The sequence below is a fragment of the Actinoplanes sp. NPDC019969 genome (assembly GCF_055562375.1).
Map to the genome: position 1 here is coordinate 637236 of NZ_JBVHFK010000002.1, position 14099 is coordinate 651334.

A 14099-nucleotide genomic window follows, 5' to 3' on the forward strand; every position below is an offset into this window, starting at 1 on the left:
GCACCAGTGTACGGGTACGCCCGGCGTTATCCCAACCCGGGCTACCGCTTCCTGACAAGCGCCTGTGCCATGGACAGTACCTTGTCCCCGTTGCACGTCGCAGTCAGGCTCAGCCGAGTGTGTCCTTCCTCGGTGATCTCCTTGATCGTGGCGCTCACCACGACCTCGGTCCCCTCGTCGGTGTCGGGCACCGGAACAGGGCGGCTGAACCGAACACCGAACTCCACGACCGCGTCCGGGGCGCCGGCCCACGTGGTGACGGCACGGCCCACCAGAGCCATCGTGAACATGCCGTGCGCGATGACACCGGGCAGCCCGACGCCGGTGGCGGTCCGGTCGCTCCAGTGGATCGGGTTGAAATCGCCCGAGGCGCCCGCGTAACGCACCAGGTCGGCCCGGGTCACCCGGAAGGTCTGCGGCTCCAGCTCTGCGGTCATCAGCCCTCTCCTCGCACCACGAGTTTCGACCAGACGGTCACGACCGGTTCGCCGGCCTCGGTGGTCACGTCGGTGCGGGTGGTCAGGAACTCGTGCCCGCCCCGGCTGGTGATCTCCTCGACCGTGTTGACGCAGACCAGCGCGTCACCGGCGACGACCGGGCGCTGGTACGCGAAACGCTGGTCGCCGTGGACGACCCGGCTGTAGTCGACGCCGAGCGCGGGGTCGGCCACCACGTCACGGCTGGCCGCCATCGTGATCGCGACCGGGAAGGTGGGCGGGGCCACCACATCGGCGTATCCGAGGGCGCGTGCGGCTTCGGGGTCGTGGTACTCCGGGTCGGTGGCGCCGATCGCCCGGGCGAACTCCCGGATCTTCTCGCGGCCGACCAGGTAGGGCTCGGTGGGCGGCCAGCTGCGGCCGACGAAGGACTGGTCCATAGGCATGTCCACAAACTACCGGCCGGACCCGGTGAAGATATAGCACTACGAGTGCAGAAATATTCCGCGTACTGCGGAAACAGCACTGCGCCGCCCGGAGTGAATCCGGGCGGCGCAGTGACGAAGCTGGGTGCTGGGATCAGCGGGTCTCGCGGTGCAGGGTGTGCTTCCCGTCACGCGGGCAGAACTTCTTCAGCTCCACGCGGTCGGGGTCGTTGCGCCGGTTCTTCTTGGTGATGTAGTTCCGGTCCTTGCACTCCGTGCACGCCAGGGTGATCTTCGGACGGACGTCGGTCGCCTTGGCCACGGCGGGGTGCCTTCCTGCTAACGGGGTTCTTACTGACGACGAACCAGCGTAGACGCTCGGTCCGCCGTTTCGCAAAGTGGGGCCCCGGATGGGGATCCACAAGAGGAGAAAGTAGCGGTGGCCGGAATTGAACCGGCGACACAGCGATTATGAGCCGCTTGCTCTGCCATCTGAGCTACACCGCCGAGCTCCAAGTCCAGCTCCAGGCGGAACGAACCTGGTAGAGCCCCCTTACGGAATCGAACCGTAGACCTTCTCCTTACCATGGAGACGCTCTGCCGACTGAGCTAAGGGGGCTTGCTTGCGATCTCTCGCTCGCTTGCAGAAGTAAGACTACACGGCCCGGGAGCGGGGGTGAAATCAGTACCCCCCTTTGCTTGAAACGGCTGGTCAGATCACTGCGCGGAGCCGGCGGACCTCACCGGTCGGAGTGGACTCCGGCTCGGTCTGGGCGTTCAGCCAGGCTTCCAGCCGTTCGAACGGCAACGGCCGGCTGAACAGGTAACCCTGGCCGATCTCGCAGCCCATCTCCTCGAGCAGCTCCAGGGTCAGCTCGCTCTCCACGCCCTCGGCCACGACGGTGAGGCCGAACTCACGGGACAGCCCGATCACGGCCCGGACGATCGCCAGGTCGCCGGAGTCCGTCGCCATTCCCTGCACGAAGCTGTCGTCGATCTTCACCTCGTGCACCGGCCACTGCCGCAGATAGGCCAGTGAGGAGGCGCCGGTGCCGAAGTCGTCCACGCTCAGCCGCACACCCAGGTCACGCAGCCGGTAGAGGGACGGCAGGACCCGCTCGATGTCGCTCAGCATGCCCGGCTCGGAGATCTCGAAGGTCACCAGGCCGGGTTCGACCCCGTGCTCCTCCAGCAGCTCCCGGACCAGCTCGGGGAACCGGGAGTCGAGCAGGATCCGGGCCGACAGGTTCACCGCGATGGAGAACGGCCGCTCCGCGTCGGACCAGGTCCGGCAGCGCCGCAGGCCGGCGGCCAGCACCACCTCGGTGAGACGGGCCAGCTGGCCGGTGTGCTCGGCCACCGCCACGAAATCCTCCGGGGCGACCTCGCCGTGCGCCGGGTGCACCCAGCGGGCCAGGCACTCCACACCCACCACGTGCCGGTCGGCCAGCGTCACCTTGGGCTGGAAGTAGACCTCCAGCTGGTCGTTCTCGAGAGCGCGGCGCAGATCCGCGGCGATGCCGAGGCGGCGGACCGCACGGGACTCCAGGGCGGGGTGGAAGGGCTGGACGCCGTACGGCAGGACCTTGGCGGCGTTGGCGGCCAGCTCGGCCCGCTGCAACAACGTCTCCGGGTCGCTGCCGTGATCGGGGTAGACCGAGACGCCGACGGCGGTGTTCACGTCCAGGGTGAGCGAGCCGACGGCCATCGGGCCGCGCAGGCGCTCGCGCATCCGGGTGGCGATCTCGATGGTGGCGTCGATGCTCGGCGCCCGGAGTGTCACCACGAACTCGTCGCCGCCGATCCGGCCGACCAGCGCGCCCGAGTCGGCGATCCGCCGGAGCCGGTCGGCCGTCTCGCTGAGCAGCTTGTCACCGGCGGCGTGGCCCATCGACTCGTTGACGTTGCGCTGGCCGTCGACGTCGAACAGCATGATCGCGACGACCTCGTCCTCGACCCGGACCTTCACCGCCTCGGCGAGCGCGTCGATCACCCGGCGCCGGTTCGGCAGGCCGGTGAGACGATCGTGGTAGGCGTCGTGGCGCAGCCGGTCGACCAGCCGGGAGTTCTCGACGGCGACCGCGGCGTGCGCGGCGATCGTCTCCATCACCTGCACGTCCGTGTCGCGGAAGGTCCGGTTGTCGCCGAGCCGGTTGGCGACCTGCAGCGTCCCGATCGTGGCCTGGCCGGAACGCAACGGGATGACGATGACGTCCTTGACCTTCGCCGCCCGGAGCGCGTCCCGCAGATCGCCCGTCTCGGCGAAGCTCCCACCGACCGCCACGGCCGCGCCGGTCTCCACCGCCCGCACCCGGATCTGCTCGGGGACCGGCGAGATGTCCAGCAGGCCCTTGCCCTCGACCCAGGCCGTGAGCAGCACCTCGGGATGCCTGCCCTGCGGGCTGAGCCACAGCGTGGCGAACTCCGACTGCATGAGCGAACGGACCCGGCCGAGCAGAACGTCCGGCAGGCCGCTGCGGCCGCTCTCGTCCCGGACCGCCTGGGTCAGCTCGTAGACCTCGGCGAGCGTCTGGTGCCGGCGGAAGAACTCGGCGTACGACCGGAGGACCGTCACCAGGGCGGCGACCAGGATCGCCAGCAGGAGCGCCGACCAGGGCGTCTCCTCGAGCGCGACCAGGAAGATCAGGGCGATCACCGCGTTGATCGCGAAGACGGCGATCGCGGAGAAGCCGGCGCGGATCACGTCCCGGCTGGTGCGCAGGCTCTGCACCAGGGCGAACACACCGGCGAGGCAGAACAGCTCGACCAGGAAGTTCACTGTGCCGCCGGCGGCGAGGAGCGCCCAGGTGCGCGGGCCGGCATCGGTGAGGTCAGGGAAGAGGGCGAGCAGGAGGTAGGCCGCGCTGATCCCGGCGGCCGCCTTGGCGACGTTGAACGACAGCTTCGTCGCCGGGAACCTCGCCTGATAGTGGTGCACCAGACTGGCGCTGCTCACCACCAGGATCGCCATCACCGGTGGCAGATAGAAGAGTGCCAGCACCAGTGGAATATCGGTCACCACGACGGAGAAAGTGCTCCGCCAGATGACGATGTTGAAGATGTCCCGATAGGCGAGAAGGTAAGCGGCGAAGAAAATGAGGGCCAGTGGCCAGGCCCGGTACCAATCCGGTTCCGAGATCCAGAAACCCGCGGCGCAGACGACGGCGAAGAACCCCAGCGGGAGCGTGATCAGCCATGCCCGCTGTGCCGTGCCTTGCCGTGCCCGGGATTGCTCGGACATCGAGAACCCTCTCTAGCCAGCGAGCCGCCCCGGTCCGTCAGTAACTAAGGCGGAGAACCTCAGGTCCACTCGAGGGTGAGGGTCCTCTGAACGGCGGCACTGCTGTCGTCGGTCGTGACCGCCCCGATGGCCACACCACCGAAGACGACCGCGAGCACGAAAACCAAGCCGACAAAGCGGCTCCGCTTCCTCGGTGACATGGCTCGCTCCTCTAGTTCATGAATCGCATCGGAGTGGGGGTTACATGATGGTGCCACACCGGTTGTGCGACTGGCAGCGTTCATCGGCGGGTCGCGACGGCGCTCCGGCAAAACCTGGCCGAACGGTTGAGCAGACCCCTGGGCACACCCCTGAAAGATTGGCGGTTTTGTGGCCGATTTAAGAGGAGAAGTGAACAGCTTTCGCGACATGGCGTCAGGACGGCTTGACGTCAAGGCGACCTGACGAAAGACTCGGCGGATGGGAGACCCGGACGAACTGGAGCGAGAGCACACCCTCACCACCGCCACCCACCGATACGACGTCCTACGAATGCGGGACGCCCTCGCCGCGATGGAGCCCGACGACGAGCCGGCCCTCTCCCGCGAGGAGACCCTGGAGATGCTCGCGCTCAGCGAGGTGATCATTCGCAAGGCGGGGTACGGGCGGCAGGCCATGATCCGGTCGGCCCGCGGCGCCGGCGCCTCCTGGTCGCAGATCGGCACCGCCCTCGGCACCAGCAAACAGGCCGCCTGGGAATCCCATCAGCGCTGGATCGACGACCAGGCCCGCCAGCACAGCCAGACCGGTTACCAGGGATTCGACCCGGCCACCGAGGCACGGGCGCGCGGCCTCGCCGGGCAGCCGGACTGAGTCAGTCGCCGGTGGCGGCGGGGCGGTCCGTGTGGCTGTACTGCGACCAGGAGCCGGGGTAAAGGCGGCCCGCACCCAGGCCGGCGTGCTCCAGGGCGATCAGGTTGTGGCAGGCGGTCACGCCGGACCCGCAATACGAGATCACGTCGGCGGAGGCGTCCACCCCGACCGAGGCGAACCGCTCACGCAGCTCGGCCACCGGCAGGAACCGGCCGTCAGCGCCGACGTTGTCCCGGCACGGCAGGTTGCGGGCGCCCGGGATGTGACCGGCGCGCGGGTCGACCGGCTCGGCGTCACCACGGAACCGGGACCGGTCACGGGCGTCCAGCACGATCGAGGGACCGGCGGCCGCCTCCGCCAGCGAGGCCAGCCGGTCGGCAGGCCACGGGCGGGCGGTGAACGAGGCCGGCGGGCGGGACGGCGCCTCGGTGCTCAGCTCGCCCGACCAGGCGGTCAGGCCACCGTCCAGCAGCGCGGCGTCGTGTCCGATCGCCCGGAGCAACCAGACCAGCCGGGCGGCCACCACGCCGCCTGCGTCATCGTACGCAATAACCTGATCTTGATCGTGAATGCCGGCCGCCGACATCGCCGCCGCGAACACCTCCGGATCCGGCAGCGGATGGCGGCCGTCGGCGGGCGTCGCCGGCCCGGCCAGAGCGGAGTCCAGATCGATGAAAACCGCGCCCGGCAGGTGCCCCCGCTCGTAGGCCGCCCGGCCGGAACGACCGTCCAGGTACCACCGGACGTCGGCGAGCACCACGGGACGATCCCGGATCCAGGACGCGTCCACCACCGGATCGATCACCACAGACCCCTAATCGCTCGCCAGACCCAGTCGCACACCGAAACCGAGCAGGACCGCGCCGGTCCCGGCATCGACGGTACGCCGCACGGCGCGCCGCGCCAGGAAACCACGCGCGGCCTGCGCCCCCAGAATGATCACGGTGAACCAGAGCAGACCCTCGACGTCGTGCACCAGCGCCAGCAGCAGGCCGGTGCCCAGCGGATCCGCGCCCGGCGGGACGAACTGCGGCAGAACCGCCAGATAGAACGCGCCGACCTTGGGATTGAGCAGGTTGGTCAGCAGCCCCCGGCCGAACGTGCTCCACACCGTCGGCGCACTCGGCGCCGGCTCGGCCTCGGCGGCGCCCCGGTCACGCCGCAACGCGTCCCGGATCATCCGCGCCCCGAGATAGATCATGTAGGCCGCGCCGGCCACCCGCAGCACCGTGTAACCGACAGTCGACGCGGCCAGCAGCGCGGACGCGCCCACCGCGGCCGCCGCACCCCAGGCCAGAGCGCCGGCGCCGATGCCCAGCGCGGTCGCGAAAGCCGGGCCACGGCCCATCGTGACCGCGGCCCGCAGCACCAGAGCGGTGTCCAGCCCCGGAGTGATCGTCAGCAGCGCGCCCAGCACGGCGAACGAGAGAACGGCATCGAGCAGGTCCATGGGCCATTCGTAGCCGCTTGTCTCCCCCCGGCCGCATCGTTGGTGCCGTGAATCACATCCCGGACGGGCCACCGGCTCGTGGCTGCTGCCCGGCACGGCCCCGCGCACCCGGCCGGAAACACACCACGGCCACCGCGACCAGGCCCATCGCCAGCACGGCAGCGACCGTCGCCGCGACATCAGCCAGCAGCGACATCCCGAACGAGAACACCAGCAGGGCCAGCCCGAACAACAGGTGGTAACCGCCCGCCGCTCGCGGCGTGCGGACGGCACGCGCGATCACCGACGGCGCATGACCGGTGATCGCCATCCGGGCGCCCAGCACCACCAGCACCAGCCCTGCCAGAGCCGCCGCCTTGCTCATCCACCCAGTCTGCGCTCGTGCCGCTTCCCGGATACGCCGTTCGTGGCGGCCGACTCTCCACGGAGCCGGCCGTCCCTCTCAGCGATAGTTGTTGAACTGCAGGGCGACGCCGAAGTCCTCCTGCTTGAGGAGCGCGATCACAGCCTGCAGGTCGTCCCGCTTCTTACCGGTGACCCGAAGCTGGTCGCCCTGGATCTGAGCCTGCACACCCTTCGGGCCCTCGTCCCGGATCTTCTTGCTGATCGCCTTGGCCTTGTCGGCCTCGATGCCCTCAACCACCTTCAGGTCGATCTTGTAGGTCTTGCCGGACTGCCGCGGCTCACCGGCGTCCAGTGACTTCAGCGAGATGTTGCGCTTCACCAGCTTCTCCTTGAAGACGTCGAGCGCGGCCGTGGCCCGCTCCTCCGTCTCCGAGGTGATGGTGAACGCCTCACCCGACTTGGCCACCGTGGTTCCCGTCCCCCGGAAGTCGAACCGGGTGGCGAGCTCCTTCTCCGCCTGGTTGAACGCGTTGTCGACCTCCTGCCGGTCGACCTTGCTCACGATGTCGAACGACGGGCTGGCTGCCATGATCAGACTCCTGCGGCTGGATGCTTGTCGATGCTGTCCTACGGGCGTACTCCGGCCCGCGACATGCCGACCGTACCCGGTTGTTGAAGCCGTTCGCGCTACGGCTATTCTTATGTCCGCTGCCGCGGGAAACTGCGGTGGTTGCCCAGGCGGGTTGCCCGAGCGGCCAATGGGAGCGGACTGTAAATCCGTCGCGAAAGCTACAGAGGTTCGAATCCTCTACCCGCCACAGGCAAATAGAACGGCCCCGAGATCAGCGGAAACGCGGTCCGGGGCCGTTCTCGTTGGGACGGGTGGTGGCGTGGCTATTTCTCTCGCATGGGGCCCTGGCAACCGCTGGCCGACCGGGTGACTCGTCTCCAGGCGCCACGTGTACCGGGTCTCTACCGTGTGCGGGTCGCCGGTGACGGCAGCGGATCGGCGTACGTCGGGCAGTCCTCGAACCTTCGCCGGCGGCTCAGCCGGTTGAGTGTTCTCTACCGGGACGAAGTTCCGTTCAACGACCTGCCTCTGGGTGATGCGAACCGTCCACGATGCCGCGTTCGAGTTCTCGGTGGCCGAGGTTCCCGGGGACGTCGTGGCGCTCAAGACGGCCGAGTGTGTCGTGGTGTCGCGGCATCGAGTGGTCCTGGGCTCCCCTCCCCGGCCGCGCCCCGGCTCAGCTGCTGGAAGTCGAGTGTGACCTCATCGCCGGTCATGCCCTGTTCCTGGGCTCCGCGCCGGAGGCTCAGTTCCTCGGGTAGCCGGAAAGACGTTTCTCGATCTCGGCGCGCATCGAAGGCGGGAGGGCGTCGGCGACCAGGAGGCGGGACAGGTTCTCCGGGTTGTGCATGTAGATGTCGAAGGCCTCGGCCAGGGTCAGGCCGTGCTCCGGGCGCTCGAAGACCTCGATGGAATCGCCGGGGCTGATCTCGCCGCCCTGGAGGATGCGCAGGTAGGCGCCGGTGCGGTTGGAGGCGGCGAAACGTTTGAGCCAGCGGGGCTCGCCCATCCGGTGCTGGAAGGTGGCGCACGGGATGCGGCCGAACGTGGTCTCCAGAATCACCGAGTCGCCGACGCGCCAGCGGTCGCCGATGACGGCGTTGTAGAGGTCCAGGCCCTCGGTGGTGAGGTTCTCGCCGAACAGGGCGGGTGGCAGGTCGCGGGAAAGCTCCGCGGACCACCAGGCGTAGTCCTCGATGGCGTACGCATAGATGGCCTGATCGTCGCCGCCGTGGTGCTTGATGTCGCCGATGAAGTCGCCGACCACGCCGCTGTGCAGGCCGGTGAACTTCGGGCCGGGGGCGCGGACCGTCACGGCGTGGTCGACCGGGCGTTTGCCGATGCCGGTCTCGTTGGCGCCCTTGGCCGGGTTCGGCTCGGCTCCGCCGACGTTCAAGGAGAGGACGATTCCGCTGGTCATGAGGGGATCTCCCGGGTAACTGATCAGGTGGTCAGATCGGTGAAGCGGATCACGTCGATCCCGCCGGCGTCCAGCGCATTACCGGGGACCTCGCCGGCCGGGAATCGGTTCGCGGGGGACGTACACCAGTGGGTCTCGCAAGCGCAAGGCGACGCGGACCGTGAGACGAAGGGGTGCCGGGTCATCGCGACCAGGTCTTGGCGATGCGGGCCAGGCTGTCGATCCGGGTGGCGGGGTCGTAGACCGAGCCGGCCAGCATGAGCTCGTCCGCGCCGGTGCGCTCGACCAGCGCGTCCAGGGCGGCGACGACCTCCTCGGCGGTGCCCGCGTACTGCGTGCCGGGCAGCGACTCCAGGACGGACCGGTCCAGGTCGGTGAGCTCACGATCGGCGGCCGCCTCCGGGGACACCATCGGGCCGAGACGGCCGGTCCGCAGACTGAGCGCCATGATCCGGCTGGGACCGGCCAGGAACTGCGCCTCCTCGGTGGTCTCGGCGGCCAGCACCGAGGCACTGACCATCACCCACGGGCGGGGGTAGCGCGGGGACGGCTGGAAACCCTCCCGGTACAGGTGCAGGGCGCTGTCCACGTCGGAGGACATGGCGAAGTGGTACGCGTAACAGAACGGCAGGCCGAGCGCGGCGGCGATCTGGGCGCCGTAGGTGGACGAGCCGAGCATCCACACCTCGGGGAACGTCTCCGGAGCCGGGGTCGCGGCCAGCCGGGACGACGGCACCCGGGCGTCGCCGAGCAGGCCCAGCAGTGTTTTCAGATGCTCCGGGAAGTGCTCGACGGTCAGGTACGGCGAGACGCCGCGGAGCGCGGCAGCGGTGGCCTGGTCGGTGCCGGGCGCACGGCCGATCCCCAGGTCCACCCGGCCCGGGTAGAGCGCCTCGAGCAGGGCGAACTGCTCGGCCACCACGAACGGCATGTGGTTGGGGAGCATCACGCCGCCGGAACCGACCCGGATGTCCCGGGTATGCGCGGCGATCGCGCCGATCAGGACGGGCGGCGAGGTCGACGCGACGGCCGGCATGTTGTGGTGCTCGGCGACCCAGAAACGAAGGTAGCCCAGCTCGTCGGCGGCCCTGGCGATCTCGATGGTGCCGCGCAGCGCGTCGGCGCTGCCGTGTCCCTCGCGCACCGTGGCCAGGTCGAGCACGGACAGGGGGACGCGGGTCGGTGCGGTCATGCGGGACTCAATCTTTCCGGTTCTGGTTGCGGATCGCCTGGGTGCCGACGGTCACCGCGCCGAGCGCGGCGCCCGGCACCAGCAGCCAGAGCGGCCACGGATAGACCAGGTCGACGGTGACGGCGACCAGGATGTAGGCGACGACGTTGATCGCGGCGACGGCGCCCCAGACGGTCCAGAGAACGATCAGGGCGGTGGGCAGGCGACGGGCGTCCCGGCGGGCCTGGGCGGCCACCTCGGCGCTGGTCATGCCAGGCCGGGGCAGGTCCCTCACCAGGACCGTCAGCTCGGCGTAGGTGCGGGCGGCGTAGGCGGCGCCGACACGTTCGTCGTACTCCTGGAGGGTCAGGCGGCCCTCGTCGAGAGCGGATTTCAGCTGGTCGGCGATCTGCTGGCGGTCACCGTCGGCGGCACGCATGGTGCTGACCTCTTTGGACATCGCCGCCCCCTCGCTACCCGCCTCCCGCCAGGCTATCCAATCGCGGCGATCATGCGGGGTCCGCCGCGAGCGCGGAGCTGAGCCGCTCGGCGGCGTGCCGGTCGGCCCGGGCCATCGAACCCTCCGGGAACGCCGCCACCACGGCGGCGACCAGCAGCACGGCCGCCGCGAAGACGAACGACCACGGCAGGCCGCCCGGCTGGTCGACGATCACGCCGGCCAGGGCGCCGCCGGCCGCGCTGCCGCCGACCGAGACGGTGACCATCCAGGTGTACGCCTCGTTCAGCATGCCGGCCGGGGTGATCCGGCCGACCAGACTGTTCTCCACGGTCAGGGCGGGGGCGATGGTGGCGCCGCCGAGAACCAGGGCGGCACCCAGCCAGATCGGGCTCGGCATGAACGCCAGCACCACGAAACTCGCCGACACCGCACCCAGCAACCAGGCGAACTGCCGGGTCAGCGCCATCGCCGGGCGGCGGGTGCCGAACCAGATGCCGCCGACCGCGCTGCCGATCCCCCAGACGCCGAGCAGCACCCCGCCGAGGGAGTCGCCACCGCCGTGCTGGGCGGCGTACGCGGGGACGATCACCCCGGCCGCCCCGAACGCGATGCCGAGCGCGCCGACGCAGAACAGCAACGCCGGGAAGCCGCCGGCACGCAGCGGGCCGAGGCCCTTGGCCGCGGTCTCCGGATCATGGTCGCCGCGGTGCCGCATCACCGGCAGGCGGGCGATCCAGGCGGTGCCGGCCAGCGTCGCCACGGCCGCGCTGATCAACGCCGACTCCGGCTCGCCGGTGATCACCATGAACGCCGCCACCAGCATCGGGCCGAGCACGAAGACCAGCTCGAACAGTGACGTCTCGGCGGCCACGGCGGCGGACCGCAGCCGGTGCTGCCCGGTGCCGGGGGCGGTCATGTCGGTCCAGGCGCGGCGGATCGCCGCGGTCAGCGGAGGGTACGTGGCGCCGGCCACCGCCGACGCCACGAAGATCCACTCCAGGGCGTCCGCGCCGCCCCGGCTGGCCAGCAGCAGACCGCCCAGCGCCAGCGGGTGCAGCACGGCCGTGGCCAGCAGGATCGGCGAGGCGCCGATCCGGTCGGCGAGCCGGCCGGCGATCGGGCTGAGCGCGGCGCCGGCCAGCGCGTAGACGCCACCGGCCAGACCGGCTGCCGCGTACCGCCCGGTGGCCTGCTCGACCAGCAGGAGCAGTGCGAGCGGGGTCATCCCGATGCCGAGCCGGGCGAGAATCCCGACGATCAGCAGGATCCGCGCGCCCGGGAGCTGCCACACGCCAAGGTACTGACGCAATGCGGTCACGAGCTGGCCTCCGGATGCTGATCGGGGGTACGGGCACCGAGGTTAACGTCGGCGCCCGGCCACCCCTTTCCAAACGTGAGACGCTGTCATGTTGGTCACGCGGCGTGCCTGGTCAGGGCCGCCTGCTCGTGCAGACGACGGATCCGCTCGGCCATCGGCGGGTGCGTGGAGAACAACGCGGCCAAGCCGGCGCCGGAGAACGGGTTCGCGATCATCAGGTGCGCGGCACTCGTCAGCCGGCCGTCGGCGGGCAGGGGCGCGCGCCGCGTACCGTAAGAGATCTTCTCCAGAGCACTCGCCAGCGCCAGAGGATCGCCGGTGAGCGTCGCGCCGGAGGCGTCCGCCTGGAACTCCCGGTTCCGGCTGATCGCCAACTGGATCACCGAGGCAGCCAGCGGGCCGAGGATCATCATCAGCAGCAGGCCGGCCGGATTCGCGCTGTCCTCGTCGTCCGACCCGAACGGCAGGAAGAACGCCAGGTTCGCCAGCATCGTGATGATCCCGGCCAGGCCCGCGGCGACACTCGAGATCAGGATGTCGCGGTTGTAGACGTGCGACAGCTCGTGGCCGATCACCGCGCGCATCTCCCGCGGCTCCAGCAGGTTCAGGATGCCGGTGGTCACCGCGACCGCGGCGTGCCGGGGGTCACGGCCGGTCGCGAACGCGTTCGGCTGCAGCGCCGGAGAGACGTAGAGGCGAGGCATCGGCTGGCCGGCGGTCACCGCCAGCTCACGGACGATCCGGTAGAGACCGGGCAGCTCGGCCTCGGTCACCGGGCGGGCGCCCATCGCCCGCAGCGCGATCTTGTCGGAATAGAAGTAGCTCACGGCATTGGTGACCAGCGAGATGATCACCGCGAGAACGAGGCCCGTGCTGCCTCCGAGCCAGTAGCCGGCGGTCAGGATGAGACCGGTCAGCAGACCCAGCAGGGCGGCCGTTTTGAGGCCGTTGTGGTGGCTGTGCACTTTTACTCCTTCGGGTTGCGGGCTTGTGGCCCGCACTCCACGGAACATCGGCAGGCATCGTGTTCATCCGGGTGCACGCTATGACTTCGCTGAAACGGCTTTCTTGGGGTACGCCGTACGTGCGGCCGGGTCATCGAGGTTTTCTTCGCGGTTGCTCACGGATGCCCGTCGATGAGCCGGACACCGAGGTGGCGATCTTGAGCATTCGGCATCCGGGAGTGAGTCTTCTTCTCGGTTGCTCAGGTCCGTATCCGCCCGGCCTCGAGCGGGTGAGTCCGTACGCACCATTGACCATCACGATCGACCCGCGGCCAGCGATCTTGTGCAATTCGGTCCGGCAATTCCTGCCCAAGATCGATAGGGCTCGCGATCTTGGGCAGGAAGTGCCGGATTTCCGCAGCTCAGCGCACAAGGAGGGGCAGGAATTCGATCTTGTGCACCTGGCTCCGGCCTCGGCTCCACAAGATCAGGCGCTGGCCCGGGAAGCCTCGGCCGTAGTCGTGACGGCATCGCCCGGACGGGCTTGACTACTCGCCGTTCTGCACCCCAGAAGACTCGGGTGGCCGTCGTTCGCTTCATAGATCTTGTGTGGTGCGCATCGGCGCTTCCGGCTCAAGATTGGCGAAGGCTGCGATCTTGGGTTGAGAGCACCGGATTTCCGGAGCCTGGTGCACGAGTTCGAGTCGGATGCCGATCTTGTGCGTCCCGTTCCGGTGCCAGATTCACAAGATTGGGGGCAGGGCGCACGCCGCCAGCCCTTGGCGACCGATCGTTTCGGTGGTTCTTCGGTCACGATCGCGACAGGGGCCAGCCCACCGGGGACTTGCCCTGTCGCCAGACGTAGCGCGCGCGACCGGTCTCTCCTGCCCGGCCGGAAATGTCGGGGGGTCCCGATAGCCTGCTCGCGAGATCGATGAGGAGGACTCATGGGTGCTTCCTGGTGGGATTACCACGTTCCGTTTCAGCCCGATCTGCAGGCCGCGCTCGACGGGCTGCGGGTGCGGGCCTTCGAGGAGGGGGACTACTGGTGGGCGGGGCCAGGCCGGCTCAAGACCTCGGCCGCCGACTTCCCGGACCGGCCACGCACCGAGGACGAGCTGTGGGCCGAGGAGATCGTGCAGGAGTCCGGCACCCACTCGATCCTCGACGTGCGAGAGATCGTCACTGTTCCGGGGCGGGCCACGTGCGGGACCGTTCATGTGGTCGGGGCGGAAGAGGCGCTGGAGCGGGTCGGAGTGGCGAAACTGACCCGGGCGCATGTGGCGGCGCTTGAGCCGCTCGCCTCCGAGCGGTGGGTCGGGCGCTGCGCGGTTCTGCACGACGAGGATGGGGAGCCAGTGGAGATCTACTTCTGGGGTTTCTCCGGCGACTGACGCGCTGGGCGCCTGGCGTCTGGATACGGCGGGTGCGGTTCTCCTGCAGCACCGCGTGGTTCTCCTGCAGC

At 69.5% G+C, this 14099-nt stretch carries 16 protein-coding genes and 3 tRNA genes; 4 read left to right on the forward strand and 15 right to left on the reverse strand.

Going from position 1 to position 14099, the window contains the following annotated elements; genetic code table 11:
- Positions 1-41 precede the first annotated feature (41 nt).
- The 6 genes from ACZ3II_RS09480 to ACZ3II_RS09505 all read right to left on the reverse strand — a co-directional run bounded on the left by ACZ3II_RS09480 (position 42) and on the right by ACZ3II_RS09505 (position 4103).
- Positions 42-437, reverse strand: coding sequence for a MaoC family dehydratase (locus ACZ3II_RS09480; RefSeq protein WP_465517129.1), 396 nt, complete (start codon positions 435-437; stop codon positions 42-44).
- Complete coding sequence (locus ACZ3II_RS09485; RefSeq protein WP_465517130.1) at positions 437-883, reverse strand: MaoC family dehydratase N-terminal domain-containing protein; 447 nt, start codon at positions 881-883, stop codon at positions 437-439. Before ACZ3II_RS09485 ends, ACZ3II_RS09480 begins: the two co-directional genes overlap by 1 nt.
- A gap of 133 nt (positions 884-1016) precedes the next feature.
- Complete coding sequence (gene rpmG, locus ACZ3II_RS09490; protein ID WP_014687739.1) at positions 1017-1184, reverse strand: 50S ribosomal protein L33; 168 nt, start codon at positions 1182-1184, stop codon at positions 1017-1019.
- Positions 1185-1296: 112 nt separating this feature from the next.
- A tRNA-Met gene (locus ACZ3II_RS09495) sits at positions 1297-1369 on the reverse strand.
- Between the two features lie 39 nt (positions 1370-1408).
- Positions 1409-1481 (reverse strand) — tRNA-Thr (locus ACZ3II_RS09500).
- A 93-nt stretch (positions 1482-1574) separates the two neighbouring features.
- Positions 1575-4103, reverse strand: coding sequence for a putative bifunctional diguanylate cyclase/phosphodiesterase (locus tag ACZ3II_RS09505; protein ID WP_465517131.1), 2529 nt, complete (start codon positions 4101-4103; stop codon positions 1575-1577).
- A gap of 459 nt (positions 4104-4562) precedes the next feature.
- Between ACZ3II_RS09505 and ACZ3II_RS09510 the strand changes: the two genes are divergently transcribed.
- Positions 4563-4955 (forward strand): hypothetical protein, encoded by a 393-nt coding sequence (locus tag ACZ3II_RS09510; RefSeq protein ID WP_465517132.1) that lies wholly within the window; start codon positions 4563-4565, stop codon positions 4953-4955.
- A 1-nt stretch (position 4956) separates the two neighbouring features.
- Here the strand turns inward: ACZ3II_RS09510 and ACZ3II_RS09515 are convergent, their stop codons facing one another.
- The 4 genes from ACZ3II_RS09515 to ACZ3II_RS09530 all read right to left on the reverse strand — a co-directional run bounded on the left by ACZ3II_RS09515 (position 4957) and on the right by ACZ3II_RS09530 (position 7339).
- On the reverse strand, positions 4957-5760 hold the full coding sequence (locus ACZ3II_RS09515) for a sulfurtransferase (RefSeq protein WP_465517133.1): 804 nt from the start codon (positions 5758-5760) through the stop codon (positions 4957-4959).
- A gap of 9 nt (positions 5761-5769) precedes the next feature.
- On the reverse strand, positions 5770-6405 hold the full coding sequence (locus tag ACZ3II_RS09520) for a LysE family translocator (protein WP_465517134.1): 636 nt from the start codon (positions 6403-6405) through the stop codon (positions 5770-5772).
- Between the two features lie 52 nt (positions 6406-6457).
- Positions 6458-6769 carry a hypothetical protein gene (locus tag ACZ3II_RS09525; RefSeq protein WP_465517135.1) on the reverse strand — a complete coding sequence of 104 codons (312 nt, stop codon included), beginning with the start codon at positions 6767-6769 and terminating at the stop codon, positions 6458-6460.
- Between the two features lie 78 nt (positions 6770-6847).
- Positions 6848-7339: a YajQ family cyclic di-GMP-binding protein gene (locus tag ACZ3II_RS09530; RefSeq protein WP_465517136.1), complete on the reverse strand. Its 492-nt coding sequence runs from the start codon at positions 7337-7339 to the stop codon at positions 6848-6850.
- Between the two features lie 148 nt (positions 7340-7487).
- On the opposite strand from ACZ3II_RS09530, the gene ACZ3II_RS09535 reads away from it, so the two are divergent.
- A tRNA-Tyr gene (locus ACZ3II_RS09535) sits at positions 7488-7568 on the forward strand.
- A gap of 498 nt (positions 7569-8066) precedes the next feature.
- On the opposite strand, the gene ACZ3II_RS09540 is transcribed toward ACZ3II_RS09535, so the two are convergent.
- The 5 genes from ACZ3II_RS09540 to htpX all read right to left on the reverse strand — a co-directional run bounded on the left by ACZ3II_RS09540 (position 8067) and on the right by htpX (position 12703).
- Positions 8067-8741 carry an MOSC domain-containing protein gene (locus ACZ3II_RS09540; RefSeq protein WP_465517137.1) on the reverse strand — a complete coding sequence of 225 codons (675 nt, stop codon included), beginning with the start codon at positions 8739-8741 and terminating at the stop codon, positions 8067-8069.
- 181 nt (positions 8742-8922) lie between these two features.
- Entirely contained in the window at positions 8923-9933 is a 1011-nt protein-coding gene (locus ACZ3II_RS09545) for an LLM class flavin-dependent oxidoreductase (protein ID WP_465517138.1), read from the reverse strand.
- A gap of 7 nt (positions 9934-9940) precedes the next feature.
- Positions 9941-10372, reverse strand: coding sequence for a DUF1707 SHOCT-like domain-containing protein (locus ACZ3II_RS09550; protein ID WP_465517139.1), 432 nt, complete (start codon positions 10370-10372; stop codon positions 9941-9943).
- A 49-nt stretch (positions 10373-10421) separates the two neighbouring features.
- Positions 10422-11690: an MFS transporter gene (locus tag ACZ3II_RS09555; protein WP_465517140.1), complete on the reverse strand. Its 1269-nt coding sequence runs from the start codon at positions 11688-11690 to the stop codon at positions 10422-10424.
- A 95-nt stretch (positions 11691-11785) separates the two neighbouring features.
- Positions 11786-12703 (reverse strand): zinc metalloprotease HtpX, encoded by a 918-nt coding sequence (gene htpX / locus ACZ3II_RS09560; RefSeq protein ID WP_465517141.1) that lies wholly within the window; start codon positions 12701-12703, stop codon positions 11786-11788.
- Positions 12704-12816: 113 nt separating this feature from the next.
- Here htpX and ACZ3II_RS09565 point away from each other — a divergent pair, with 113 nt between their 5' ends.
- Both ACZ3II_RS09565 and ACZ3II_RS09570 read left to right on the forward strand, forming a co-directional pair.
- Positions 12817-13182, forward strand: coding sequence for a hypothetical protein (locus tag ACZ3II_RS09565; protein WP_465517142.1), 366 nt, complete (start codon positions 12817-12819; stop codon positions 13180-13182).
- Positions 13183-13581: 399 nt separating this feature from the next.
- Positions 13582-14028: a hypothetical protein gene (locus tag ACZ3II_RS09570; protein ID WP_465517143.1), complete on the forward strand. Its 447-nt coding sequence runs from the start codon at positions 13582-13584 to the stop codon at positions 14026-14028.
- Positions 14029-14099: the final 71 nt, after the last annotated feature.

Bases quoted from the DNA above. Each gene is read 5' to 3' on its own strand.
- ACZ3II_RS09480 (WP_465517129.1), bottom strand. From the start codon at position 437: ATGACCGCAGAGCTGGAGCCGCAGACCTTCCGGGTGACCCGGGCCGAC.
- ACZ3II_RS09485 (WP_465517130.1), bottom strand. From the start codon at position 883: ATGCCTATGGACCAGTCCTTCGTCGGCCGCAGCTGGCCGCCCACCGAG.
- ACZ3II_RS09505 (WP_465517131.1), bottom strand. From the start codon at position 4,103: ATGTCCGAGCAATCCCGGGCACGGCAAGGCACGGCACAGCGGGCATGG.
- ACZ3II_RS09510 (WP_465517132.1), top strand. From the start codon at position 4,563: ATGGGAGACCCGGACGAACTGGAGCGAGAGCACACCCTCACCACCGCC.
- ACZ3II_RS09520 (WP_465517134.1), bottom strand. From the start codon at position 6,405: ATGGACCTGCTCGATGCCGTTCTCTCGTTCGCCGTGCTGGGCGCGCTG.
- ACZ3II_RS09525 (WP_465517135.1), bottom strand. From the start codon at position 6,769: ATGAGCAAGGCGGCGGCTCTGGCAGGGCTGGTGCTGGTGGTGCTGGGC.
- ACZ3II_RS09530 (WP_465517136.1), bottom strand. From the start codon at position 7,339: ATGGCAGCCAGCCCGTCGTTCGACATCGTGAGCAAGGTCGACCGGCAG.
- ACZ3II_RS09540 (WP_465517137.1), bottom strand. From the start codon at position 8,741: ATGACCAGCGGAATCGTCCTCTCCTTGAACGTCGGCGGAGCCGAGCCG.
- ACZ3II_RS09545 (WP_465517138.1), bottom strand. From the start codon at position 9,933: ATGACCGCACCGACCCGCGTCCCCCTGTCCGTGCTCGACCTGGCCACG.
- ACZ3II_RS09550 (WP_465517139.1), bottom strand. From the start codon at position 10,372: ATGTCCAAAGAGGTCAGCACCATGCGTGCCGCCGACGGTGACCGCCAG.
- htpX (WP_465517141.1), bottom strand. From the start codon at position 12,703: ATGTTCCGTGGAGTGCGGGCCACAAGCCCGCAACCCGAAGGAGTAAAA.
- ACZ3II_RS09565 (WP_465517142.1), top strand. From the start codon at position 12,817: ATGCCCGTCGATGAGCCGGACACCGAGGTGGCGATCTTGAGCATTCGG.
- ACZ3II_RS09570 (WP_465517143.1), top strand. From the start codon at position 13,582: ATGGGTGCTTCCTGGTGGGATTACCACGTTCCGTTTCAGCCCGATCTG.